The sequence below is a fragment of the Thalassobacillus devorans genome (assembly GCF_900176565.1).
Classification (GTDB): Bacteria; Bacillota; Bacilli; order Bacillales; family Halobacillaceae; genus Thalassobacillus; species Thalassobacillus devorans_A.
The window spans coordinates 254,521-279,650 of sequence record NZ_FXEH01000006.1; the positions used below are offsets into that span (position 1 = coordinate 254,521).

Below are 25,130 nucleotides of genomic sequence, written 5' to 3' on the forward strand. Positions count from 1 at the left end.
ATGGTGAAGACATGGACTAAAGGAGGAAGCAGGTATGAGTACCTCAAGTAAAGAACTGCCTAAACGTGAAGAACTTCCAGTGGAACGGACCTGGAAGCTTGAAAATATTTTTGCATCAGATGATGAATGGAAACAGGAATTTGAGGCTGTCAAGGAAATGATCCCTGAAGTCTCCCAATACAAAGGAAAGCTCGGTGAATCTGCCGATCAGTTATACCAGTTGCTAGTGAAACAAGATGAACTATCACACAGGTTCGGGACATTATTTACTTACGCCCATATGCGTGCGGATCAGGATACGACAAATTCCTTTTACCAGGAATTGAATGCCAAAGCGGAAAACCTGTATACAAAAGTTGCCTCGGCCATGAGTTGGATTGTGCCGGAAATCCTCTCGCTTGAGGAAGGTACCATCGATAAATTCTTAGAAGAAAAAGAGGAGTTAGGCTTATATAAGCATGCCCTTGATGAAATTACACGAAAACGTGACCATGTATTGAGCGAGAAAGAAGAAGCCTTGTTGGCAGGCTTCTCTGAGATCGCAGCTAATCCGCAGCAGACATTTGGTATGCTGAATAATGCCGATATGACCTTCCCATCCATTAAAGATGAAGAAGGAAATGAAGTGGATCTTACACATGGGAGATACATTAATTTTCTGGAATCCAAGGACCGCAATGTAAGGAAAGAAGCATTCCAGGCGATGTATGATACATTTGAAAAATTCAAGAACACATTCTCTTCTACCTTGAGCGGGAACGTGAAAAAGGATAACTATTTTGCGGAAGTGAAGAATTACAATTCAGCACGGGAAAAAGCACTCGACAGCAATAAGATTCCTGAAAAAGTGTATGATAACCTGGTGGAGTCAGTAAATGACAGACTTCCGCTGCTTCACCGTTATATTGCGTTAAGGAAAAAAGTGCTCGAGCTTGATGAACTGCACATGTATGATTTGTATACTCCTCTTGTCAAAGATGTGGATATGAAATTCAGCTATGACGAAGCGAAGGACCTTGTGGTGGAAGGGCTGAAGCCGCTTGGGGAAGAGTATACGAACATCATCAAAGAAGGCTATGAAAACCGCTGGATCGATGTGGATGAAAACAAAGGCAAGCGGAGCGGCGCTTATTCTTCCGGTCATTACGGAACGAATCCTTATATATTGATGAACTGGCAGGATAACGTCAATAACTTGTTTACACTCGCCCATGAACTGGGCCACTCGCTGCACAGCTACTATACTCACGCCAATCAGCCATACCGGTATGGCAACTATTCGATTTTTGTAGCAGAAGTAGCATCGACATGCAATGAGGCATTGCTGAACGATCATATGCTGAAAAGCACGGATGATAACAGAGAAAAGCTTTACTTGTTGAATCACTTCCTGGAAGGATTCCGTGGCACGGTTTTCCGTCAGACGATGTTTGCTGAATTCGAACATGATATTCATGTTCTGGCTCAAAAAGGGGAAGCATTGACTGCCGACAAGCTGACCGAGCTTTATTATGATCTTAACAAAAAATATTTTGGCGATGAGCTCGTAATTGATGATGAGATTGGTTTGGAATGGGCGAGGATTCCTCATTTCTATTACAACTATTATGTTTATCAGTATGCGACAGGATACTCTGCAGCAACTGCACTGGCCGCTCAGATCCTGGAAGAGGGTGAACCGGCAGTTGACCGTTACAAGAAATTCCTGAAAGCAGGAAGCAGTGACTATCCGATTGAAGTGCTGAAGCAGGCTGGTGTTGATATGACATCAAAAGAGCCAATCCTTGCAGCTTTGGATGTATTTGAAGAAAAGCTGAGTGAAATGGAAGAATTATTGAAGTAAATAGAGTTCTCTTTATCAAAGGTTAAAGAAGTTCAAGGTGGAACAGGTTGTTCTCATCTTGAACTTTTTTAATTGGATTTACAGGAAGTCGGGGGCTTCATGTACATAGATTGTTTCCAGATTGCTCATAATATGGGTAATGCTGAACAGTAAAAAGGAGACCTTGATGTGCGGAAATATGCAGTAATTATTATTGTTTTTATGTTGTTATTGCTTGTTAGCATGAAGGGCAATAAATATAAATACTGGTCCTATTATATACGTAGAAAATGGATTGTTTTTTGGCGAGGTGCAATGCGCTCGTTAAAGCGGAGCTTTTCTTCCTTCCAGGAGCAAGATCATATAGGGGATGAGTCAGAAATGAATCATGAACCTCATTATGAGGAAGGGAGTTAGCTATCATGAAAAGACAAAGGCAAGAAGAAAAGGAACGGTTCAACAATCAGCTGACTTCAGCGGAGATGGGGAAGCTTTGGGCAGCATATCAAGGGAATACGATGGGGAAGTGCGTGCTTAGTTACTTCCTTCATCATGTGGAAGATGCTGAGATTAAGAAAGTGGTAGAATCTGCCCTGGGTCTTACGAACACGTTTATGAAGGATATCAAGAGGATTTTCGTGGAGGCTGATTTTCCAATTCCTATTGGATTTACAGAAGAGGATGTCAACCTGGACGCGCCGCGGTTATTTTATGATGAATTTTACTTGCATTATCTTCGGTATCTTGCGAAGGCGGGTACCAGTATTTATAGTGCGGCCGTTCCTGCCATGACAAGGAAAGATACGCGTGATTTTTTTGTGGATAGCTTGAAGAAAACGACTGAGTTGATGATTGATGTTCATGACCTATTGACTATTAAGGGTGTGCTGGGGAATGCTCCAGCGGCACCAAGGCCGGATGGAATTGATTTTGTTAACCGGCAAAGTTTTTTGCATGGGTATTTCGGCGAGGTGCGGCCCCTCCATGGACTGGAGGTAGCACATTTGTACGATAACCTTCATAACGACATTACAAGTAAAGCGGTGATTCTTGGTTTCAGCCAGGGTGCAAGGGACCGGAAAGTGCTTAAGTTTTTGAATCGCGGCAGAAAGATAAATACGAGCCATATTGATAAGTTTACTAATAAACTGAAGAAGGATAATATTGCTGCACCTGGCCTGCTTGATCATTTGGTGACACCTTCGACTATCCCGCCGTTTTCCGATAAGCTGATGGTGTCTCATAAAATCGATATGTTCTCAATGAAAATTAGAAAATATGCCAATGGTGCCTCGCTTAATGGAAGAAAAGATATTGGAGCATTGTATGCTCGATGTCTCCTCGATGTATCGTTGTACGTAGAGGATGGAGCGAATATCATGATCGATAATGGCTGGATGGAACAGCCGCCGATCATGGTTGATCGTGATCAACTTTCTTCCTATCGTTGAGAGCTTACCTGATTTAAGGTAAGCTCTCAGGCTGTCGAGAAAGTCTCGACAGCCTTTACTTATTTCACTCATCTTTAATAAATCACCGCGTTAATTTGTTATAATACTTATAACTAATAATTTGAAAGGTGATTTGATGTTTCAATCAAAAAAAGAACGACAAAGTGAAATGGAAATAGTCACGATTGAAGAGCTTGTGCCCGAAAATCATCTCCTCCGTAAAATTGATCAATACATAGATTTTTCTTTCATCCCTGAAAAGGTTCGTCCTTACTATTCAGAAGATAATGGTCGCCCTTCACTAGATCCACTTGTATTATTTAAAATGATGTTCATTGGTTATATCTATGGCGTTCGTTCCGAACGCGAATTGGCACGACAAATCGAAACTAATATTGCTTATCGTTGGTTCTTAGGGTTGAACCTTAAAGATCCCGTTCCCCATCATTCCACCATTAGCTGGAACCGCCGTACTCGTTTCAAAGATACGGATATCTTCCAAGAAATATTTGATGAAATTGTATTACAAGCGATGAATCACCGTATGGTATCAGGGCGTGTGTTATTTACAGATTCCACACACTTGAAAGCTAATGCGAATAAGAAGAAATTCTCGAAACAAGAAGTTGAAGAAGAAACGTTAGACTACATCGAAGATTTGGAAGAGGCAGTAAGGAAAGATCGTGAAGATCATGGAAAAAAGCCTCTGAAGGAAAAGGAGGAGGCGAAAAAGAAAAAAGAAATCAAGGTCAGTGACACGGATAGCGAGAGTGGTTATCTCTATCGGGAAAATAAGCCGGAAGGCTTCTTCTATCTTGATCACCGCACCACAGATTTGAAGCATAACATTATTACTGATGTTCATGTGACTCCGGGAAATATTCATGATTCCAGACCTTACTTACAACGGTTGGATCGTCAGATCGAACGGTTTGGCTTTGACGTGGAAGCCGTAGGTTTGGATTCCGGATATTTGACGAACCCTATATGTCATGGGCTTATTATGGAAAGAGGAATATTCGGAGTAATTGCTCATCGGAGGTATCAGTCAAAAAAGGGGTTCCTTCCGAAATGGAAATATACATATGATGAAAAGCGAGATGTGTATGTGTGCCCGCAGGGTGAAGTGTTGAGTTATGCGACAACCGACCGTGAGGGATATCGGCATTACAAATCAAACCCTGAAAATTGTGCGGACTGTCCTCTTCTTACGAAGTGTACACAAAATAAGAAACACCAGAAAACCGTTACCCGTCATGTGTGGGAAGGCTCGAAAGAGCAGGTTCGATTGAACCGACTTTCTAATGAAGGTAAATGGATTTATCGAATGAGAAAAGAGAAAGTGGAACGTAGCTTCGCAGATTCAAAAGAACTGCATGGGCTGCGTTATTGTCGCTTGCGCGGAAAAGAAAATGTACGCGAACAAGCGTTACTGACGGCTGCCTGCCAGAACATGAAGAAGATTGCCCTTCACCTATCCAAGGTGAGTTAGGTGAAGGAGAGTCTTTTTCGGTGAAGGGCGGACGAATACCAGGAGACTCCTGCGGAAAAACGGGCGATCCGAGACCCCGCAGTGTGGTTTTCACGAGGAGGCTCGGGCGTTCGTCCGCGGAAAGCGAGTGGTATTCGCCCGCACGGGCGCACAAAAAAAGCTTGTAGAAAAACACGGGGTTTCTCTACAAGCTGAGAGCTTACCTGATTTAAGGTAAGCTCTTTTTAAGAGAGATTGTAAAGGATACGTCAGGGGGAGAAGCGAATGGAACCACCGAAGCACATTGTATCTGCAGCCACTATCATCATCAATGACGAAGGGGAACTGCTATTGATCAAAGGACCGAAACGGGGCTGGGAAATGCCAGGCGGGCAAGTGGAAATAGGGGAATCACTGGCAGAAGCGGCAGTCAGAGAAACGAAAGAGGAATGTGGACTGGATATTGAGGTAATTAGATTTTGTGGAATTTTTCAAAATATAAGCCGCAGTATCTGCAATACCTTATTTCTGGGAAAGCCGGTAGGAGGAGAGCTGACAACGACACCCGAAGCACTGGAAGCAGGCTTTTTTCCTGTCGATCAAGCTTTGGAAATGGTGACCTGGGGTAATTTCCGCCAGCGTATAGCGTATTGCTTAAAAGAAGAAGAACAGCCTTTTTATGTAAGCTTTTAAATGAATCAGCAAAGGAGCACCCATTTACAGGCTGCTCCTTTTTCAATGGTAGCTCTTGAATCCTTTGAACTTTTTTCGATGAAACAGGCTTTTGATGGTGAAGAAGATGACCAAGAATAATAGAGGCGATGTGATATAGATGGGGTAAAGCCGCATCAACCCGAATAGGTTCATTAAGAATGCTGTCAGTACCAGTGCTGTGAAAATGATGACTCCTATGATCTTCATGTCCAACCCTCCTTACTTCAAGATTATGCTTGGGAGCGGCAGTTAGAACATTGTGACAAACTCGTGAAATATTGAACAAGTGTATTGCGCAAGGTGTTCCGGCTTGCTATATTATAGATGTGAAAGAAATCCCATTAACCCCCCCAACAAGTTTGACAGGGAACTTTCTCCCATCCTCCTTTATTATATAAAGGGACCTTGATAACCAGCCGATGCTGGTTATTTTTTTCTCTAAAATTAATTTGGAAAATTCATACTGTTTTCGGTATGATAAACATAGTCTTGCTGTTGTTTACAGTTTGGCGTGACTATATCAGGTGAGGATGTCTTGAGATGATGAAGCTATGGAATTTCCTTTGGTATTACTTATTAGGGGTTGCGGGGATAGGTGCGCTGAGTACGGCTCCTTTTCTAGTAAGAGGAGAGGGTCTGTTTGATGTTACCCTCTATTTAGAAGAAACCGGGAGGCTGATTGAACAATTTCTCAAGCCGGGGTCCTGGACGTATCAATTCCGGGGAGAAGAACTGAATGCGTTCATTTTTTTGTGGGATCCCTTTTTGTATTCGATGACTATTTTGTTCGGAGCATTGGCTATAGGATTCAGCCTGGCCGCACTAATGGCTTTCCTGACGGTATTTCTTCCTAACACCTATCGGACAGCAATTAAACGGCTCCTAGGGTTCATGGAGGCGATTCCAGATTTGATGGTTGCTTTTTTGCTGCAATTTTTAGTCGTCCTCATTTACAAGCAAACAGGCGTTCATTTGTTTCCGTTTGTTACCTTAGGTGAAAACCGACTATATGCGGCGCCAATGGCGGTACTTGCGATTCTGCCGATGATAGCCTTATTTCGGATAATATTGCTTTTGATTGAGGAAGAAATGACAAAAAATTATGTAGCCTTTGCTCAAAGTAAAGGGCTTCGTTATAAGACACTTATTATTAAGCACATTTTCCGGAACATCACGAACAGTGCTTTCTATCATTCTAAAATGATTGTTTGGGGTTCGCTTTCCAGTTTGTTTGTAATCGAATATATGTTTAATATCAATGGAATCTCCAGCTACATATTAGACGATTTCCGGCCAATTGTCATTGCCACGGTACTGATCATGGTGTTCACTCCCTTTTATATCATTTATCAGGGGGCTGAACTTTTCACACCTTCTCATATGTCCACAGGTGACACCATAAAGCCGACAGCTATTTGGGGGAAAAGCTTAAGGAGCAGCTCATGGCGTACTGCTATTAGGAAGGGGTTAGTGGAAGTCGGGGCTCATTTTAAAAATAAAAAATTCCTGGTCGGCTTTTCGGTTATTTTTCTAATTCTGGTGATCAGTATCGGGCACTCATTGATCCAGGAGGAAGACGTAAAGAATTTTACGCTGATCTACGATGAAGAAGGGAAACTTGTCAGCAGCAAGCCCCATCCGCCTTCCGAATACCTCTTGCTTGGAACCGACTGGCTTGGCTACAGTATTTTGGACCAGCTGCTTGCTGGGGCGAAGTTTACGATTTTGTTCGCGGGATTGATTGCTTTCCTGCGTGTTTTTCTAGGATTTCTACTGGCTATTCCATATGCCTTATTTGTTCCTGAGGCTGTTAAAAAAAGGGTGGAGCGCTTCGTTGATGGATTTCACTATTTGCCGTTAAGTATCATTGCTCTGATTTTACTGCGTCCGGTACTGATGGGATCTACGTCAGGATTTGAATACACGTTAACAGAACGGCTCGTCTTTGAGGTGCTTGTTCTTACTCTACTCGTTTTCCCGTTAGTAATGGTATTGATTGGGAATGAGATAAGTCTGGTCATGAGGCAGGATTTCATGACGAGCGCGGTTGTCCTCGGTGGCAGTGCCAGGCATGTATTGGGCAGGCACATTATGCCTCACCTGCGATCAAAATTAGGCATCATCTTTGGCCAGCAATTTATCCAGACTTTATTGATTTTCATCCATCTTGGCTTGTTTCAATTATTTCTTGGCGGGACAAGCATCATGTATGATGCGAGCTATCGGTCCCCGCCCCATTCCGTGACGTTTGAATGGGCCGGGCTGGTCAGTAACACCAGGGAAGCGTTCATGACCGGGCATTATTGGGTGGTCGTTCCAGTATTTTTGGCATTTATTCTTGTAATAATCGCGATGCAGTTGATCGTGGAAGGAATACAGGAAGTCCAGCAGGAGCGCGTCGGAATCTATTTGGATAAAACGAGCTATTGGGAGAGATTTCGGTTTTGGAGCAAAGATCGTGGGAAGAAAAAGGATGCTGAAGTTGCTGAATTAAGGCGGGACCAGTTTGAACGCGTGAAGAAAAAATCCTCCTGAGCGGTGCTTGCTGTAGAAGCGATTTTAGATGCAAAAGAGAGAGAAAACCTTTGGTTGAGAGACAACTCGTCAATGATTGCGCTACATAGACGTGAAGAGAGACGATTCGAAAGATAAGAGAGACAAAATCGAAAATAAGAGTGACAATTTTAAAAATAAAAGAGACACACCAGACGTAAGGGAGACAATCAAAAAGGCAGAGGGGCAACATTAGCACCTCTGCCTTAATCTTTATGCGGCGGATGATATTTTCCTGGATTGGCGTGCGTAAATACGGAATAATACCAGGGCTATTACCGATAAGATGATGCCCGAAATATAAGGAAGCCCGATCGCGATGGAAAACAGCCAGCCGCCAAGGGGAGGACCGATGATTCTTCCTAGTGAATCAAAGGAAGATAACAGTCCGGTTGCACTGCCGTAGCCCGCGGTCGCTTTTTTCGTGAGCAAGGCAGCTACACTCGGTCGGATGACACCGTTTCCGATGCCGAAAATGGATAAAAATATGGTAGCGGTAAGGAAATCATCCACGAACAGGATCAGAAAGAAACCGAGCGCCGAGACGGCGACCCCAAGCTGGATGACGAACGGTTCGCCGAATTTTTTCGTAAGTCGTCCGACCAGTCCGCCTTGGACAATAGCACCGGCGAGTCCCATGATCATAAAAATATAGCCAAGCTCGACAGTTCCGAGTCCTGCCGTGTCTGCGGCAAAGTAGGCGAATGTCGCTTCGAGACCGGATAAGGACAGCGAAACGAACAACTGCAGGAAGAACAGCATGGAGGATGGACCGTTCAGAGCCTCACGCATAGGTGGGCGTTTACCCGCATGCTGGCCTCTTGCTTCTTCCGTCAGTGATTCTTTCAAAACGAACAGTACGAGTAAAAACGTGATCAAGGAAGAAATTCCTGCTATGTAAAACGGCATCTCCAGGCTTGTTCTGGAAAATACTCCGCCGATTGCCGGTCCAAACACGAACCCGAGACCGATGGCAGCGCCGATGATGCCCATTCCTTTTCCGCGATCTTCTTCTGACGTGATATCGGCAACATAAGCCATGATGGTCGGCATGTTGGCGGAAGATAAGAAGCCGCCAATAATCCGGGCAGCGAACAGCATCCATAATTGAGTGGCCAGTGCCATCAAAAAGAACGACAGGGCAAGTCCGGCGATACCGAGCGCGATGACTGGCTTACGGCCGATCCGGTCGGAAATACGCCCCCACATCGGAGCGAATAATAACTGCATCAATGAATAGACAGCCATCAATAGACCAAGTTCGGTCGGCGTCGCTCCGATTTCTTCTGCATAGAAAGGAAGAACCGGGATGATGATGCCGAACCCTACCATGACAAAAAACATGATTGCAAATAAGATAGGTAATGCTTTTTTTATATCCAGAGCTACGTTCACTCCTTTTCTGACAAATAATACTACGGAAAATATCATAACACTAGTAATTAGCAAAATAAATGTTTTCTTTGCAAACGCTCACCAAAGTATGAAAGCGGCTGTCTCAAAATGAAAGTCTGCACCTGGTCAGACCCTTTTGAGACAGCCGCTTTTACGCTTGCCCGGCAGGCTGGTATTTCCAGAACACTCCGTGTTTCACCGGAACTTCCTGGACGATTTGCTTCAGGACGAGCTTTTTCATTTCCCGTTTTGCCTGTTGTTCCGTCCAGTCATAGACGACGGCGATTTCTCTTGTGGCAACAAATCTATAATGCTGAAGGAATTCTTCAAGCGGTGGCTTCTTCGCCGGATTTGGATCCTTCTGGAGCATCTCCTTCAAGACATTGACATAGATTTCATACGGATACGTGCCGGCAATCTTTAAACCTGCGTCTTCTTCCGACTGATTGAACAGGACAAGCGTCGGGATTGTGTCGACATCCATTTCCCTTGTCAGCTTGAAATCACACTGCAAGGCACGGCGGGCCGTATCGGAATAAAGGTCTCTCCTGAATTCCTCGACGTCCAGTCTGCTTTTTTCAGCACATTCCACGAGAACTTCTTCGTCCGAGATGTTTTTCTTATCCAGAAAAACATACTCCTGAACTTTTCTTAAAAAACGGATGCCTGACTTTTTCCCCTGGAGCTCTGCTGCTTTGACAGCGAGCGATGTGATTAGAGGAGAGGAGACAGGATTCTCCAGCCAGATATCGCCATCGCAGCACATGCCGGTACGATTGGCGGTCTTATCCCATTCTTTCTTCAATTTATAAGGCTTATCCACGCTTTTTTTATGAAGGGAAGTCATCTTTCCGCTGATAATCGGTTTAATGGTGAAAAAGCGGCCATATTCGATGGTGAGCTTTTTGATGATCGGCTCGATGGACCAGCATTCCGGACATAGGGGATCTACGAACAGGTAGAGCTCCAATGGCCGTTTCAATAGATCGAAAAAACCGAACTGGGCACTTGTTTGTTCCTGGGATGCTCCAGTACCTTTCCAACTCACATCGATTCTCCTTTCTCATCCTCTGGTGTATTCATCATATGATTGGCTGTCATGGTCAGACGTTCGAAAATCGCCGTGCGGTATGGCTCCTCGATATTCGCTTCTTCCAGTGCTGCGGCCATGCAATTCAGCCAGGCATCCCTTCTGGTCGGTGTAATCGGAAAAGGGAGATGCCTTGCGCGCAGCATCGGATGTCCATGTTCTTCGGTATATAAGGCGGGGCCGCCGAAAAATTGGGTTAAGAATTGTTTTTGCTTTCGGGCGGTCTCTGTCAAATCATCCGGAAAAATAGGAGTTAAATCGGGATGTTTGCCTACCCGAGCATAAAACGCGTCAACAAGCGTTGCGACCGCTTCCCTGCCTCCAATTGCTTCATAAATTGTTCCTGGTACGTTCATGATCAGAACCCCTTCTGCTTGTTATTCATTGTAGCAACGGCGGGGGTGGCCTTCAACTAATCTGACTCACGGCCTCGCCTGAAAAAATCGTTTGATTTTATTATCGGTTTCCCGTTCCGGGATTTCATGATCCGTCAATAACTGGTGAAAAACTTTTTCTCCATGCGCCCGGTCTGTCGCCTCCAGTTCCAGCTCATAATCTTCCGTCTCGTGATACAGACTATGATCAAGTACGAGCAGGGTATCCTGATAGCGAATCTCCTGACGATTAGTTTTCAATGCGCCCTGATAGTTCAGCTCATCCGGGTTGATGCCAAGTTCGTGCAGCTGATGGAAGACATTTTCTTTGGCGTTCGGTGCCCCGGAAATCCAGCTTTCACATTCGTCCGTAGTCAGTGTGGCGTGGGTTTCTAACAGTCCGTCCGGGTGCGGCTGCTTCAATGTCAGTGTAAACCCGCCGTTTTTCTCACGAATCCTAAGGGCGGCACCATTCTGTTTTAAGTCGAAGTTTTCCGTCTCAAAATAATGATTTGTCTGCTCCTGCACTTTCGCTTTCTCGAAAGGGAGCGTGTTTTTCAGGCGGTCATATTCTTCTTTCGTCAGTATATTTTTGAATTCAATTTCGATTTCCTGGTTCATCGTATCCCTCCAGCTCTGCAATCATTATGAGGAAGAAAGGTGCTGATTGCAAAGATTATCTCCTGTCATATTTTATGATACAATGAATGGGTACGTAATATCACATATTTACTACATAGACGTTGTTAAAGGTGGGGATGACAAGATGGACTGGGAGGTATTTCTGGCACCCTATACCCAGGTGGTCGATGAACTGAAAGTCAAGTTGAAAGGGATGCGGGCCCAATTTGAGTACGAACTGGAGCATTCTCCGATTGAGTTTGTGACTGGCCGCGTCAAACCCAGGTCCAGCATTTTAGGGAAAATGCAGCGAAGGGGCATATCTCCGGTCGAGATTGAAAAGGAAATCCAGGATATAGCCGGGGTCCGGGTCGTCTGTCAATTCGTCGATGATATCTATGTCATCGCCAGTATGCTGCATAACCGCCATGATTTTGAAATCATAGAAGAGAAGGATTATGTGTCCCAGAAGAAGGATAGCGGATACCGCTCTTATCATCTTATTATCAACTATCCGGTTGAGACGATACATGGGGAGAAAAAGGTACTCGCTGAAATCCAGATTCGCACGCTCGCCATGAATTTCTGGGCGACCAATGAGCATTCGCTGAATTATAAATATTCTGGTCAGATTCCCGGAGAAGTCAAGGCCAGGCTGAAACGGGCAGCCGAAGCGGCCTTCCGTCTTGATGAAGAAATGTCGAAGATTAAAAATGAAATCCAGGAAGCAAAGAAAGCGTTTAATAGAAAAGAACAAGGGAAACATCCAGACTAATGGACAGTTGCTGGGAAGGAGTGGGGTTCGATTATGAAATTCGCGATATTATCGAGGGGCGACAGTAATTCGAACGAAATCCGTTCGAAAATCAAAAACTATCTGAAAGAATTTAATATGGAATATTGTGAGGACGAGCCTGAAGTTGCCATATCGGTCGGCGGCGACGGAACGTTTCTGGAAGCCTTCCATACATACAACCATCGCTTGGACAAAACAGCTTTCATCGGGATACATACAGGCCATTTAGGGTTTTATGCGGACTGGACGCCGGATGAAGTAGAGAAATTGATCATCGATGTCGCCCGGACTCCTTTCCAGGTGGTCGAATATCCGATATTGGAAGTGATTATCCGCTTGAAAAACGGTGGAGAAGAAGGCCGGTATCTGGCACTCAACGAATGTACTATAAAGACATCAGAAGGGTCGGTCGTGCTGGATGTAGATATCAAAGGGGAGCATTTTGAGACCTTCCGGGGCGACGGGCTTTGCATCTCGACTCCATCCGGAAGTACCGCCTATAACAAAGCGCTAGGCGGCGCAATCATCCATCCGTCCCTGGAGTCGATTCAAATTGCAGAAATGGCTTCAATCAATAATCGCGTTTTCCGTACGATCGGTTCCCCGTTGATTTTGCCAAGCCATCACACCTGCCTGTTGAAACCGACAGCGGATAAAAGTTTTATGATCACAGTCGATCATTATACGCATACGTATAAAGAGGTAAAATCGATCCAATGCCGGGTCGCCAAAGAAAAAGTTCGATTTGCGAGATTTCGTCCATTTCCATTTTGGAAGCGGGTCCGGGATTCGTTCGTGGCGGATGATAAAGAATGAAGCAGTGGAGCTGGACGTGGAAAATTACAGGTCAGCAGGAAGGAATGCTCGTACGGGACTATCTGGTGTCTGTGCGGGCATTTTCGCGTCAATTGTTGAAACAGATCAAGCAGGCGCAAGGGCTGCGGGTAAATGGAGCTGAGGTGACGGTCAGAAAAGTGTTGCATGCCGGTGACTTGGTGGAAGTGACGCTGCCAATTGTGAAGCCTGCTGAACGGCTTGAACCAGTGCCCATGGAGCTTGTTATTGTTTACCAAGATTATGATCTATTGATTCTTGACAAACCGGCGGGACTCGCCATTATGCCATCCATGAACCATCATGTGACACTTGCGAACGGTATCGTTGCTTATTATGAAAAACACGGTGTACCAAGCACCGTCCATATTGTCACCCGGCTCGATAAAGATACCTCCGGACTTGTGCTGGTGGCAAAGCATGCTTACAGCCATTCTCTGTTATCGACAGGCTTTATCGGTCCGATTGAAAAAACATACTGGGCACTTGTCGAAGGTCATTTGATAAACAAGGAAGGATTGATTGATGTACCGATTGGAAGAAAAGAGGGCTCTATTATCGAGCGGGAGGTAAATGAAAAAGGCCAGTCGGCAGTCACCCGCTATAAAGTGCTGAGGACATTGTGCGCACATTCGCTAGTCGAACTTGAACTCCTTACAGGAAGGACTCACCAAATCCGGATCCATATGAGCCACAGGGGACATCCGCTTGCCGGGGATGATCTGTACGGTGGGTCACTCGGCATAATGAAGAGGCAAGCGCTGCATTGCCGCAGGCTTGCCTTTACCCATCCGCTTACTGGTGAAGTTGTCAGTTGCGAAGCGGAACTTCCGGCGGATATCAAGAGGGCTATCGGTAATAGTTGACAGGATGTATCTCAATCGAGCCGGAATTTTTCTTCCACGAATGGCTGCCGGGAAGGAACACTAACGATTTCCTTTTCCGGAAGCCGAAATGCCGTGAGTTTGTTTCCAAACACGCATCCGGTATCAATGTTGACTGTGTTGTTGACGAACCGGGGCTCCCGTACTGGCGTATGGCCGTAGACGATCCAGCGGTTGCCTTCATACATTTGTGCCCAGTCGCGACGCACCGGCCGTCCATCATCATGTTTTTCGCCGGTAATATCGCCATAAAGCACAAACGTCCGTACCTTTTTTCCCTGCTGACCGATAAAACTTTCCTTAATGCCGGCATGGGCGATGACAGCATTGGCCTCACGCACTTCCAGATATAATGGCGACGCTTCATATAATTTCATAAAATGATGGCGGATTGCTTTTTGTTCTTTGGAAGAAAGGGAGCGATATTCAGCAGTCGTCGTCTCGAGGCCATGTTTTTCCTGCACTTTGTTACCGAGAAAAAAACGATATAACTTATTACAATGATTCCCCGGCACATATTTTCCCTTATTGTTTTCCACGACGATATTGTAAACATACCGAATACAGCCGACCGAATCAGGCCCTCTGTCAGTGATGTCACCCAGGAACACCGGTATCCTGCCATCGGGATGAACAGGGACACCATCCTCCTCCACGTAGCCAAGTTCACGAAATAATTCCCTCATTTCATCAAGACAGCCATGCACATCTCCGATGATATCTATTTTCATAAAAGCCCTCCTTTTATGTAAAAGTTACTCCCGTTAGTATTCCCATTCCCAGGTTTTTGGAATCATATTTTTTATTATAAGAAGTTTGTTCAATTAAAAGTCTGAAAAGTCGAAGACTTGATTTCGAGATACTTTGAGGTCCGTTGCCGAACCAGAGTAAGGGCGGCTGGGAAACGGCTCGCTTTCCTGTAAGACAACAAGAAGATTTTAAAGAGCCTTTTCAATAAGAAAAAGAAGATGGGCAACACTAAAAAGTAGTAAGAGAAGATTATGCTGGCGTTAAGTCGCAATGTGGCTCAGTTAAGACGATATATTATCGCATTAAACTACAAGATACACTCACACCAGGCGCAGCCAAAGAAATGTTCATTTCAGTTCCATTATTATACGATAATTTGATAAACTACTACCATGCATTTGAAAGAATAATTTTTATTGACAAAGTGTATTCAGGCAATTACGATATAACGGTCAAAATGAATCGGCTTGAATAAGGGGAGGGATTTCTGATGGAACATTTAGAAGTAGATGAACGGGAAGAAATGTGGGAAAAAGTGCAGGAGGCCCTGCTGAACGATCAGATTGATCAGTTCCGTGCTGAATTCCTGGAAATGCATCCTTATGATCAAGCCAGCCTGTTTGAAGAAATGGATGTAGAAGTACGTAAGAAAGTCTACATGTATCTGTCTCCGGAAGAAATATCTGAAGTGATGGAGCACATCGATCATGAAGATGTTGAACCGTTCTTCGCCGAGATGGATCCGCGGCTTGCTTCACAGGTATTGGCAGATATGTCGACGGATGATGCGGTCGACATTCTGAATATGTTAGATAAAAACAAAGTGGCAAGTTTCTTGACGATCATGGATGATGACGATTCCGATGAGATCAAGGATTTGCTCCACTATGAAGAGAAAACAGCCGGTAGTATCATGACCACGGAGTTCGTCGTGGTGAAGGCGAATATGACTGTCCGGGAAGCGATGCTTCATCTCCGTCGGGAAGCACCAGATGCGGAAACGATCTATTATACGTACGTAATCGATGAAGATAAGCACCTGGTCGGGGTGATTTCGCTGCGTGATTTGATTATTGCAGAGGATGACTGGCTGATTTCCGAAGTGATGAACGAGAGACTTGTGTCCGTCCCGGTTGGGGAAGATCAGGAAGAAATCGCCCGTATGTTCCGGGACTATGATTTCCTTGCACTTCCAGTCGTCGATTTTCAAAACCATCTGTTAGGGATTATCACAGTCGATGACGTTCTTGACGTCATGGAAGAAGAAGCGAGTGATGACTATTCCAAGCTGGCGGCGATCTCTGACGTCGACAGTCCGGATGATAATGCCCTTGCTTCAGCTAAAAAAAGGCTGCCATGGCTGATTATCCTGCTGTTCCTGGGCAGTTTAACAGCCAGCCTGATTGGCAGGTTTGAAGAAACGCTTGATCAGGTAGCGATTCTTGCTATTTTTATCCCATTAATTGCTGGGATGGCTGGTAATACCGGAACGCAGGCGCTGGCGGTGGCAGTTCGCGGAATGGCTACTGGGGAAATCGATAAGCAAGGCAAAGGGAAAATGATCTTCAGGGAAGCGGCCACCGGATTTATTACCGGTGCTTCCTGTGGTCTGCTGGCAACAGTGACCATTTACTTTTGGAAAAGTGATATTTTCCTCGGCTTGCTCGTAGGGTTATCCATTTTTGCGACGCTGATTGTCGCGACACTTGCGGGTTCGCTCGTTCCCTTAGTCATGGATAAATTGAATATCGACCCGGCTGTCGCTTCCGGACCGTTCATTACGACGATCAACGATATCATCTCAATTCTTATTTACTTCGGGATGGCGACAGCTTTCATGAACTTACTGATATAAATGGAAAGGGGGACGAGTGAATGGAGCACGGCGCTTCCGTCACCTCATTAGTTATTGTAATTTTAGCAGCATTCCTTACACCAATTCTCATGCATCGGCTTAAGCTGAAAGTGATCCCAGTAGTTGTAGCTGAAATCATCATCGGTCTTATCATTGGTAAAAGTGGTTTTGATCTCGTCGATACGCATGGAAGCTGGATTGAAATATTATCAACGCTTGGTTTTATTTTTCTGATGTTCCTTAGTGGTCTGGAGATCGACTTCTCGATTTTCGGGAAGAAAAAGCAATCCAAGCAGGCGGTAAACAAAGATGCTAACCCGCCAAACCCTGTATGGGTAGCTACAATTGTCTTTGTCGCTATTTTTATTGTTTCATTAGGTCTATCGTATATATTCGTGCTGGCAGGTTTCATTGATAACCTGTTCCTAATGACCTTGATTATCTCGACGATTTCGCTGGGTGTTGTCGTCCCAACCTTGAAGGATGCACAAATGATGAAGTCGACGATCGGTCAGACGATCCTGCTGATTGCTGTCATCGCCGATCTTGTAACGATGATCCTGCTTGCCGTCTTCGTTTCTATTTACGGAGAAGGCGGAGGAAACATGTGGCTGTTGCTGTTATTATTCGGAGCTGGTGTCCTGCTTTACTTTGTCGGAAAACATTATCGTCACCAATCGTTTATGGAGACGATGACAAAAGGGACGATCCAGATCGACACCAGGGCCGTTTTCACGTTAATTATCCTGCTCGTCGCTATTTCTGAAACGGTGGGGGCGGAGAATATTCTCGGAGCTTTCCTTGCTGGAACACTTGTTTCCCTGCTGTCTCCAAACCCGGAGCTGGTAAAGCGGATGGACAGTTTTGGCTACGGATTCCTGATTCCGATATTCTTTGTGATGGTCGGTGTGGAAATTGATATTTGGGAACTCTTCAGTGACAGCCAGGTAATGCTTTTGATTCCATTGCTATTGATTGCGCTGTTCATTTCAAAAATCGTACCGGCGTTTATTTTACGAAAATGGTACGACTGGAAGACCGTAATGGGTTCCGGTTTCCTTTTGACTTCCACGCTTTCACTTGTGATTGCAGCGGCGACCATTGGAGAGCGGGAAGGCATGATCGACAAGCAGATGGAAGGGGCGCTTATCCTGGTTGCCGTACTGACTTGTCTGATTACACCGATTGCTTTCAAGAAGATTTACGGTCGGTTTGAAGAAGAAAGTCATAAGCAGCTGGTTTCCTTTATTGGTTCCAACCGGATGACTTTGCCTGTGGTCCGTGAATTAGATGAATCACAATATGAAACACACCTGTATCATACGAAAGTCGATAAAGTAGATGAAAATATCAGCCGTTCCTGCTTTGACATTCGTGAGCTGGAAGATTATGATCTCGAGCGGATGAAAGAGATGGATGTCTTTAATGTGGATATTCTCGTTGTCTCCACTGGTGACCAGGCGAAAAATGCAGAAATCGCCAAGTTTGCGAAAAACGATGGCGTAGAAAGAGTCATCGCCCGCGCCGAGTCACCGGATTTAGAAAAAGAATTGTCTGAGCTTGGCATCGATGTCTTCTCGGTGATGCTGTCTACAAAGGCATTATTGAAAGCGATGATCGTCGCACCGGATGTCGTCGAGATTTTAACCGATCAGGACAGTGCCCTGTTCCAGATCAATATGAACAATCCGATGTACCACCGGATGCGCCTCCGGGAGTTTCCATTCACCGGCGACGTCATCATGGTCCGGATTTTCCGGGGCGAAGATTCGATCGTGCCTCATGGCGATACCGAATTGAAGCTTGGCGATCACTTGATCGTCACCGGATCCACCGAGTATGTGGAAGAATTGAAAATGCAGTTGGAATTCTGTGAATACTGCTAACTTTTTAGTAAACCGCAGCTGTGCTGACAGCTGCGGTTTTTTAACAAATAAGGAACGGATTATTTTTAGTTTCCGATTAATCATGATTTGTATTTGTGTAATCTTTCCGCTAAAATAGTAGCAGGTACTAATAACAAACCATAATACTAATAAAAATCACCTCAAGGAGGTTAATAGGATGAATTTTTCTTTAGAGGGTCGTACATACGTCGTGATGGGCGTAGCGAACAAACGAAGCATTGCCTGGGGGATTGCACGTTCTTTGCATGATGCGGGCGCACGTCTGATTTTCACTTACGCGAATGAACGTTTTGAGAAGCCGGTAAGAGATCTTGGCGATTCATTAGAAGGCCAGGAATCATTGTATTACGAATGTGACGTCACAGACGATGAAGCAATCAAGAAGACATTCGCTGACATTAAAAACGATGTGGGGACGATTCATGGTCTTGCTCACTGTATCGCGTTCGCAAATCGCGACGAGTTGAACGGCGAGTATATGAACGTGACACGCGACGGCTTCAAGCTGGCACACGATATCAGTGCTTATTCATTGACGGCCGTAGCCAAAGAAGCGTATCCGCTAATGACCGAAGGCGGCGGCATCGTTACCATGACTTATCTAGGCGGAGAAAAAGTCGTGAACAACTATAATGTTATGGGTGTTGCAAAAGCGAGCCTGGATGCGAGCATGCGCTACCTGGCTAACGACCTTGGAAAGCATGGCATCCGTGTCAATGCGATTTCTGCTGGTCCGATCCGTACGGTTTCTGCAAAAGGCGTTGGCAGCTTCAACACGATTTTGAAAGAGATCGAAGAACGCGCGCCACTGCGCCGTCCGGTTTCCCAGGAAGAAGTAGGCGATACAGCTTACTACCTGTTGAGTGATCTGTCCCGCGGTGTTACCGGGGAAATCATTCACGTCGATTCCGGTTTCAATATCATCGGATTCTAAATTTGATTTAGGAAAGCCTTAGGTGAACCCACCTCAGGCTTTTTTTATTACCAAATTAAGAGCTGAGAACAAGAGCGAATTTGCAGGATAGCCCCACGTTTTTAAAAATCTAATTCGATAGCACATTTTCTGAAATCTGGGCATATATATGAAAAGACGGAGAACAGGCTAAGGAGGGAGTACATCTATGGGCAAGCAGCAGAAGCTTGTACAGAAGCCTATGCTTTATATTACCCAGCCGGAATTCGCTCCGAGCGAAGCGCCGATGCAGACGACGTATCATGGAAAAAAGCGAGTGAAAGAGGAAGGGAAACAGGCAGAAAATAAATCGGCAGATGCAGGAGTAAAGCGGGAGCGGCAGCACAGCAATAAGGAAGCTCAGATGCACCAGGAGCCGCAGGAAAAAGCCGAAACAGAAGCTAAGCAGTCAAGAGCCGGGTCAGCTCGGGACCGTAGACAGCGTTTCCGGGATATGACGTTAGAAGAAAAAGTGACTTACTTTGTCAATCTCCCGTCCCAGATTCCAAAGATGAAATGTGAAGTTGTGACTGCCGAAGAAAAGTACCGCGGTTATATAAACAATTATCAGGATGGTATCGTTTATATGAAAACATTTAAGCGTCCATTCCAAAAAGAAATCGACTTTAGAGAGATAGAAGATATAAGTCTGATCGGTTTTTAAATGAAAAAGCCGCGCCCTTAACGGACGCGGCTTTGTTCATGGTTCCATTAATCGAATGCGTCGATTGCTGGAAGGCAAGTCACGTGGCAGAAGCAGTCAAGATCAACGCTGATGCAGATGCCTGTCGTGCGCAGGTTGCCTGTTTTTTGTTCAACTGGATCACACGGATTGTCGTCGCTGTCACCTGGTGTACGCAGTAGTTCAAGTGTAGCACAGCAATCTTTGTCAACATCTTTCACGCGGAAGTAGAAGCTTCCTACGATATCGCCGATGTTGTTGCGTGGTGCACCGAACCCTTTAAATGGTTTGCAGTTCCCTTTGCAGTATAGCAGTACTGGAACAGTGTCCAGGTTATTGCCTCCGGTTTCTCCCAGTAAGTCATTAATGGATTGCTCGCAACTCGTGTCACAGCACATAGATACGACATCTTCCTGAGCATCTACGATTTCACGCAGGATGTCGCATACACAGTTACCTGAGTCATGTTTTTTTCCACAGCCCATTGATATTCCCCTTTCGTCTGGTATTGACGTATTGTCTTTAATAGAATATGAACTCTTGCCCTGATGGTGTGGGCATTTGTCGAGTTTTTATCGATTCGTCTGGGGAATTTGTGGAACTGAAGCCCATACATATGTACCGAAGCCACATAGACTAATAAGGAATATTAGTAGTTAAAGGAGAGGAAACATATGTGTGATAACTGCAGCCATAAACACTATTATAAAGTGAACGAATTAATCGTTAAGGCTGATAAAGTCATCATCAAATCGGATAAAGATCATCACCACGATCGTCGTGGACGTGATGACCGCCGTGATGACCACCATGATCGTCGCCGGGCTCCATTGTTCGGAGGGCGTCGTCACGATCACATGGAGAGCAGTTCAAGAAGAGGACACGATGACAGATTTGACCCGATCTTAGGTCGTCGTCGCCATCACGATGGCATGGAAAGCAGCTCAAGAAGAGGGCGCCGTCATGATGACCACATGGAGAGCAGCTCAAGAAGAGGGCGCCGTCATGATGACCACATGGAAAGCAGCTCAAGAAGAGGGCGCGGTCACCATGACCACATGGAAAGCAGTTCGAGAAGAGGCGACGACGATCGCCGTGGAGGCAGAGAGGACCGCAAACACCGTCGCGGCCCTTGGTTCTAAGATTCGCCCCATCCACTGGATGGGCTACATACATCTGTTCATCAGGAGGATGATCGTTTGGAATGGACTTGGATGCACCTTATTTTACTGACATTGGCCTGTTTCCGTCTGACCCGGCTAATCGTCGATGACAGCATCACCGAGTGGCTGCGTGCGCCTTTTCATCATTATATAGAAGAAACAGATGAAGCAGGCAATGTGGAAGTTTATGTGGAAGCGAAAGGAACGGGACTGCGTGCGTTTATTGGAGAATTACTAAGCTGCCACTGGTGTACAGGCGTTTGGGCGAGCGGAATGCTGCTAACCGGCTGGGCATTCCTTCCTTATTTTGACTGGGTGGTCGTATGGCTGGCTATCGCTGGAGCTGCTGCCATTCTCCGCGTCGCTTTGGATATATGAACTACATCGATTTGCCAGAAGGGAATAGGATGTAGTAAAAAAGGAATGACTCCTATGCATAAACAATCAGGCAAGCAAGTGAAGCCAGCGAAAAGGCCGCGTAAAAAGAAAGAATGCGGCTGTGGAAAGAAGGCGAGAACATGAATTTCCGTCACATGCGTAAAATGATCGATGAAATTGATTATATGATCACGTCCAAGCCGAATTTAAAAAAACCGGAAAAGACGATGGCAGAGTTTGAGCAGATGATGGTCTCTCTGGAAAAACTGCTGACGAAACAGATTGGCGAGTTCGAAAAGAAGACAGAAAGTAAGCATGACCGGATCAGGAAATTTTTTGAATAGCCCCCGTAAAAGGGAGCGCTTCCACGTATATATCTAGTAAGTTATGGGTATGTATTCTGTAAGGAGGGGAGCTCCATGGGCTACATGTTACCAGTATCGATGTATCAGTATGATGATTACCAAGAGCGAACCGTTAAACCGAAGGCATCACCTTTCCAATATGCCAACGTCCACAAAGTGACGTTGGATAACCGTCATCTGCAGATGCGGGAAATGGTGAGGACGAACGGGAAATTACCGAATAAAAATAAAAAACTCCATGCACCGGATGATCTGCATGCAGCTTACTCGGAAAAAGTTTATGCCGAGATGACAGGAAAAGGACGACACTTCAGCGAAACTATTTAATAGGTTTGCTGAAAGGAGTCGTTCTTTTTTATGGAAATGAACCAAATCAATGCGCATTGCTATTATTTTCATAGTGCGGTTAATATCGGATACGTCCATAACGGGGAAGAAGGGATGATCATCGATGCCGGGATTGATAAATCGGCGATCAAGAAAGTGATCAAGGGTTTGAAAGAGCATTCCCTGCCAATCACCCACTTGTTCATCACCCATGCCCATGCGGATCATTATGGGGGAGCACAGTACCTTCAGGAAAACTTCGATGTCCGTACGATAGCCCCGAAGTTCGAAGCGGCTATCCTTGAAAATCCGTCGCTCGAACCGTTGTACTTGTTCGGGGGCAATGACCCGCTCGATGAATTAAGGAATAAGTTTCTGGAAGGACCTCCCGTCCGGATTGATGACCAGGTGAGGGAAGGAAGTTTTACATTCGGAACATTCGAGTTGGAGACGTACTTGCTTCCTGGACACAGCTATCACCAGCTGGCTGTAAAGGTTTTTGATGTGTTATATGCGGCGGACAGCTATTTTGAAGCGGCTCAACTGGAGAAACACAAGATCCCTTATATTACGGATGCCGCTTTGACGATTGAAAGTCTGGAGCGTCTGAAAGAGATCCCGTCTGATGGTGCTGTGCCCGGTCATGGAGAGTATGAAACGGATTTCAAAACAACCGTCCAGAAAAATATTGATTACCATGTCGTGCTGCTGACGTGGCTTGAGAATTATATCGGGGAGCATCCGAATGGGGTCAGTCATGAAAACATTATCGCTGCGATGTGTGATTCGTTTGGTGTAGAAAATAACCAGCTGGGCCAGTGGCTGTTGTACCGGACCGCTGTAACTGCTTATTTGATAGGTGCTGTTAAAGAAGAAACGATTAATTATGCCATCGAAGGAAACCGGTGGGTGTTCAAAACTTTATAAATAAAAGTACCCCGGGGCCTCCAGATATTGGAGGGCTCCGGGGTACTTTTCTCAGTTGTAGGGGAGGACATACAGGTCCTCTCCTTCTTTATATTCGGCGAATAGAACATCGGTATAATCGGTGATTTCCTGCTGCTGCAGCTGGGTCAGCAGCCAGTTTTTATCAAACCCTGCTTCTTTTAAATTGTCCCAAAGTACTTCGCCATCACTGATGAACGCCATCGGCAGTGGGGTCGGCTGGGGGGCAAGGTTCAAGTCACTGCGCGTCGGGTTTTGATCCATCGATTTCTTCAAAACAGAAATCGACCCATCTGTTTCCATCACGGCGTACTCTACTTCTTGAATCGAAAACACATCTTTAGCTCTCAGCAAATGCTGAAGCTGATTTATATCAAGCTTATTTTGTTTCAATTCGTCATAGGCAATTTTTCCTTTATGGATAACAATCGACGGCTGACCCTCCAGGAATCCCCGTGTACCTTTCAGTTTTTGTGTGATCAGTTCTGTCACATACATGAGCACACCCCAGGTCAATATCGCAAATCCAATTTGTAACACACCGACATCAGGGTCATAGAGCGCATTACCGACCAGCTCACCAAGAAGGATGGCTGAAATAAAATCGAACGGGGTAATTTGGTTGAATTGGGACTTTCCTAGCACTTTGGTCAAAAGGAATAAAGCAGCGAAGCCGAATGAGGCTTCTATGAATATGCGTAAATAATCCATCATGATCACGTTCCTTCTCCTCTGCTTTTAACCATTGTAGACAGAGAACGACGGACCTATACAAAAAACCTGGAAGATCTTGCTCTTCCAGGTCGAAAATCAGTCTAATTTTTTTATCATGGTTACGTGAGGAATGCCGGCATCCATAAATTCCCTGGAAATCGTTTCATAACCGAGGGCACGGTAAAATTCTTCCGCATGGGTTTGAGCGTTCAATTTCGCCTGTTTCAACCCTTCTTTTCGGATGCGTTTCTCCATAGCTTCGATCATCTGTTTACCAAAAGACTGTCCGCGGAAATCCTTCTGGACGCAAATCCGTTCCAGCTTTCCGTTTTCATTGACAAACCGGAGGCGGGCAGCTGCGATCGGCTGTTTATTTTCATAGCCGACGAAGTGGACGGCTGTATCATCATGCTCATCCAGTTCCAGGTCTTCCGGTACCTGCTGTTCTTCGATGAAAACCGTGCGGCGTACGCCGAAGGCATCTTTTAATTGCTGCTCATTCTCGACGTTTTCTATTAACATTCTATCACCCTTCACCAAGGACGAATGTTTCATAGACCGTCCAGGAGCCATTTTCCAATTGATATAGCAGCTGGAAACGATCGACCGTTTCTTTCAGTTCAAATCCACCCATTCGAAGACTACCGTATACATCAGAGAATTCATCATCCGAAAGCTTCTGGGCGATCGTAATATGGGGGACGAAAGAATGCTCGGATTTACCTGGAAGCTTTGCCTCAAGTTTTTCATTAACCGTCATGATTACCTCTGCCGGCTCCACTTTCAAATAGATCGCATTCGTGACAGGAGCAAACGAGCTGACCTTATTGATTTCAATATCAAATGGTTTTGTTTCTTTAGCGATCTCCTTCAAATGCGGTACCACTTCCTTGATTTCGCTATCCTCTGCCTCAAATGGATCCTTCAACGTAATATGTGGTGGAATCAAGGCATAATGCGGGTCGTAACGTTTCCGATAAGAGTTTGCGACATCCTGGATTTTTTTCGGTGGAAAAATGGCGATACCATACTTCATTGGAAAACCCTCCTAAATATAATGTTGCTGATTATATTTCGTGTTGAATGC

General features: G+C 45.3%; 27 protein-coding genes. 17 read left to right on the forward strand and 10 right to left on the reverse strand.

Annotation, left to right across the window (positions count from 1 at the left end; genetic code table 11):
• Window positions 1-34: 34 nt before the first annotated feature.
• From pepF to B9Y67_RS12210, 4 genes are all read left to right on the forward strand, one after another.
• Window positions 35-1,843 (forward strand): oligoendopeptidase F, encoded by a 1,809-nt coding sequence (gene pepF / locus B9Y67_RS12190; protein ID WP_085506982.1) that lies wholly within the window; start codon window positions 35-37, stop codon window positions 1,841-1,843.
• A 401-nt stretch (window positions 1,844-2,244) separates the two neighbouring features.
• Window positions 2,245-3,273: a DUF3231 family protein gene (locus tag B9Y67_RS12200; RefSeq protein ID WP_085506984.1), complete on the forward strand. Its 1,029-nt coding sequence runs from the start codon at window positions 2,245-2,247 to the stop codon at window positions 3,271-3,273.
• Between the two features lie 136 nt (window positions 3,274-3,409).
• Window positions 3,410-4,765 carry an IS1182 family transposase gene (locus tag B9Y67_RS12205; protein WP_085506321.1) on the forward strand — a complete coding sequence of 452 codons (1,356 nt, stop codon included), beginning with the start codon at window positions 3,410-3,412 and terminating at the stop codon, window positions 4,763-4,765.
• Between the two features lie 264 nt (window positions 4,766-5,029).
• Window positions 5,030-5,437 (forward strand): NUDIX hydrolase, encoded by a 408-nt coding sequence (locus B9Y67_RS12210; protein WP_085506985.1) that lies wholly within the window; start codon window positions 5,030-5,032, stop codon window positions 5,435-5,437.
• Between the two features lie 42 nt (window positions 5,438-5,479).
• Here B9Y67_RS12210 and B9Y67_RS12215 read toward each other — a convergent pair whose 3' ends face one another.
• On the reverse strand, window positions 5,480-5,665 hold the full coding sequence (locus B9Y67_RS12215) for a hypothetical protein (protein WP_085506986.1): 186 nt from the start codon (window positions 5,663-5,665) through the stop codon (window positions 5,480-5,482).
• A gap of 333 nt (window positions 5,666-5,998) precedes the next feature.
• Between B9Y67_RS12215 and B9Y67_RS12220 the strand changes: the two genes are divergently transcribed.
• Window positions 5,999-7,993, forward strand: coding sequence for an ABC transporter permease subunit (locus B9Y67_RS12220; protein WP_085506987.1), 1,995 nt, complete (start codon window positions 5,999-6,001; stop codon window positions 7,991-7,993).
• A 231-nt stretch (window positions 7,994-8,224) separates the two neighbouring features.
• Here the strand turns inward: B9Y67_RS12220 and B9Y67_RS12225 are convergent, their stop codons facing one another.
• The 4 genes from B9Y67_RS12225 to B9Y67_RS12240 form a co-directional block, all read right to left on the reverse strand.
• A complete protein-coding gene (locus B9Y67_RS12225; protein WP_085509172.1) occupies window positions 8,225-9,394 on the reverse strand; it encodes an MFS transporter in 1,170 nt (389 codons plus the stop codon).
• Window positions 9,395-9,557: 163 nt separating this feature from the next.
• Entirely contained in the window at window positions 9,558-10,454 is an 897-nt protein-coding gene (locus B9Y67_RS12230; protein ID WP_085506988.1) for a ClpXP adapter SpxH family protein, read from the reverse strand.
• Entirely contained in the window at window positions 10,451-10,852 is a 402-nt protein-coding gene (locus B9Y67_RS12235; protein ID WP_085506989.1) for a globin domain-containing protein, read from the reverse strand. The genes B9Y67_RS12230 and B9Y67_RS12235 overlap by 4 nt, the downstream gene beginning before the upstream one ends.
• Window positions 10,853-10,918: 66 nt before the next feature.
• Window positions 10,919-11,491, reverse strand: coding sequence for a CYTH domain-containing protein (locus B9Y67_RS12240; protein ID WP_085506990.1), 573 nt, complete (start codon window positions 11,489-11,491; stop codon window positions 10,919-10,921).
• Window positions 11,492-11,636: 145 nt separating this feature from the next.
• Here B9Y67_RS12240 and B9Y67_RS12245 point away from each other — a divergent pair, with 145 nt between their 5' ends.
• From B9Y67_RS12245 to B9Y67_RS12255, 3 genes are read left to right on the forward strand one after another with little or no spacing between them, the layout of a single operon-like run.
• The gene (locus B9Y67_RS12245; protein ID WP_085506991.1) at window positions 11,637-12,266 is read left to right on the forward strand and encodes a GTP diphosphokinase; all 630 of its coding nucleotides are present in this window, start codon (window positions 11,637-11,639) and stop codon (window positions 12,264-12,266) included.
• 33 nt (window positions 12,267-12,299) lie between these two features.
• Complete coding sequence (locus tag B9Y67_RS12250; RefSeq protein ID WP_062444435.1) at window positions 12,300-13,103, forward strand: NAD kinase; 804 nt, start codon at window positions 12,300-12,302, stop codon at window positions 13,101-13,103.
• A complete protein-coding gene (locus B9Y67_RS12255) occupies window positions 13,100-13,987 on the forward strand; it encodes an RluA family pseudouridine synthase (RefSeq protein WP_085506992.1) in 888 nt (295 codons plus the stop codon). The genes B9Y67_RS12250 and B9Y67_RS12255 overlap by 4 nt, the downstream gene beginning before the upstream one ends.
• 11 nt (window positions 13,988-13,998) lie before the next feature.
• Here the strand turns inward: B9Y67_RS12255 and prpE are convergent, their stop codons facing one another.
• Window positions 13,999-14,736, reverse strand: a complete 738-nt coding sequence (prpE, locus tag B9Y67_RS12260) for a bis(5'-nucleosyl)-tetraphosphatase PrpE (protein ID WP_085506993.1) — start codon at window positions 14,734-14,736, stop codon at window positions 13,999-14,001.
• Window positions 14,737-15,245: 509 nt separating this feature from the next.
• Here prpE and mgtE point away from each other — a divergent pair.
• The 4 genes from mgtE to B9Y67_RS12280 all read left to right on the forward strand — a co-directional run bounded on the left by mgtE (window position 15,246) and on the right by B9Y67_RS12280 (window position 20,133).
• Window positions 15,246-16,610: a magnesium transporter gene (mgtE, locus tag B9Y67_RS12265; protein ID WP_085506994.1), complete on the forward strand. Its 1,365-nt coding sequence runs from the start codon at window positions 15,246-15,248 to the stop codon at window positions 16,608-16,610.
• Window positions 16,611-16,630: 20 nt separating this feature from the next.
• Window positions 16,631-18,496, forward strand: a complete 1,866-nt coding sequence (locus tag B9Y67_RS12270) for a monovalent cation:proton antiporter family protein (protein ID WP_085506995.1) — start codon at window positions 16,631-16,633, stop codon at window positions 18,494-18,496.
• 178 nt (window positions 18,497-18,674) lie between these two features.
• Entirely contained in the window at window positions 18,675-19,451 is a 777-nt protein-coding gene (fabI, locus tag B9Y67_RS12275; RefSeq protein ID WP_085506996.1) for an enoyl-ACP reductase FabI, read from the forward strand.
• A 187-nt stretch (window positions 19,452-19,638) separates the two neighbouring features.
• On the forward strand, window positions 19,639-20,133 hold the full coding sequence (locus B9Y67_RS12280) for a CotO family spore coat protein (protein ID WP_085506997.1): 495 nt from the start codon (window positions 19,639-19,641) through the stop codon (window positions 20,131-20,133).
• A gap of 47 nt (window positions 20,134-20,180) precedes the next feature.
• On the opposite strand, the gene B9Y67_RS12285 is transcribed toward B9Y67_RS12280, so the two are convergent.
• Window positions 20,181-20,636, reverse strand: coding sequence for a CotY/CotZ family spore coat protein (locus tag B9Y67_RS12285; protein ID WP_085506998.1), 456 nt, complete (start codon window positions 20,634-20,636; stop codon window positions 20,181-20,183).
• Window positions 20,637-20,825: 189 nt separating this feature from the next.
• Between B9Y67_RS12285 and B9Y67_RS20465 the strand changes: the two genes are divergently transcribed.
• The 5 genes from B9Y67_RS20465 to B9Y67_RS12310 all read left to right on the forward strand — a co-directional run bounded on the left by B9Y67_RS20465 (window position 20,826) and on the right by B9Y67_RS12310 (window position 23,311).
• Window positions 20,826-21,293, forward strand: coding sequence for a hypothetical protein (locus B9Y67_RS20465; protein WP_139823793.1), 468 nt, complete (start codon window positions 20,826-20,828; stop codon window positions 21,291-21,293).
• Window positions 21,294-21,365: 72 nt separating this feature from the next.
• A complete protein-coding gene (locus tag B9Y67_RS12295) occupies window positions 21,366-21,692 on the forward strand; it encodes a DUF1360 domain-containing protein (protein ID WP_085507000.1) in 327 nt (108 codons plus the stop codon).
• A 155-nt stretch (window positions 21,693-21,847) separates the two neighbouring features.
• The gene (locus B9Y67_RS12300; RefSeq protein WP_176223990.1) at window positions 21,848-22,036 is read left to right on the forward strand and encodes a hypothetical protein; all 189 of its coding nucleotides are present in this window, start codon (window positions 21,848-21,850) and stop codon (window positions 22,034-22,036) included.
• Between the two features lie 75 nt (window positions 22,037-22,111).
• Window positions 22,112-22,384: a hypothetical protein gene (locus B9Y67_RS12305; RefSeq protein ID WP_085507001.1), complete on the forward strand. Its 273-nt coding sequence runs from the start codon at window positions 22,112-22,114 to the stop codon at window positions 22,382-22,384.
• Between the two features lie 36 nt (window positions 22,385-22,420).
• A complete protein-coding gene (locus B9Y67_RS12310; protein WP_254901794.1) occupies window positions 22,421-23,311 on the forward strand; it encodes an MBL fold metallo-hydrolase in 891 nt (296 codons plus the stop codon).
• A gap of 51 nt (window positions 23,312-23,362) precedes the next feature.
• On the opposite strand, the gene B9Y67_RS12315 is transcribed toward B9Y67_RS12310, so the two are convergent.
• The 3 genes from B9Y67_RS12315 to B9Y67_RS12325 form a co-directional block, all read right to left on the reverse strand.
• Window positions 23,363-24,043, reverse strand: a complete 681-nt coding sequence (locus B9Y67_RS12315; protein ID WP_369668757.1) for a YetF domain-containing protein — start codon at window positions 24,041-24,043, stop codon at window positions 23,363-23,365.
• 96 nt (window positions 24,044-24,139) lie between these two features.
• Window positions 24,140-24,565, reverse strand: coding sequence for a GNAT family N-acetyltransferase (locus B9Y67_RS12320; RefSeq protein WP_085507003.1), 426 nt, complete (start codon window positions 24,563-24,565; stop codon window positions 24,140-24,142).
• 4 nt (window positions 24,566-24,569) lie between these two features.
• Window positions 24,570-25,079, reverse strand: coding sequence for a YjcG family protein (locus tag B9Y67_RS12325; protein ID WP_085507004.1), 510 nt, complete (start codon window positions 25,077-25,079; stop codon window positions 24,570-24,572).
• Window positions 25,080-25,130 lie beyond the last annotated feature (51 nt).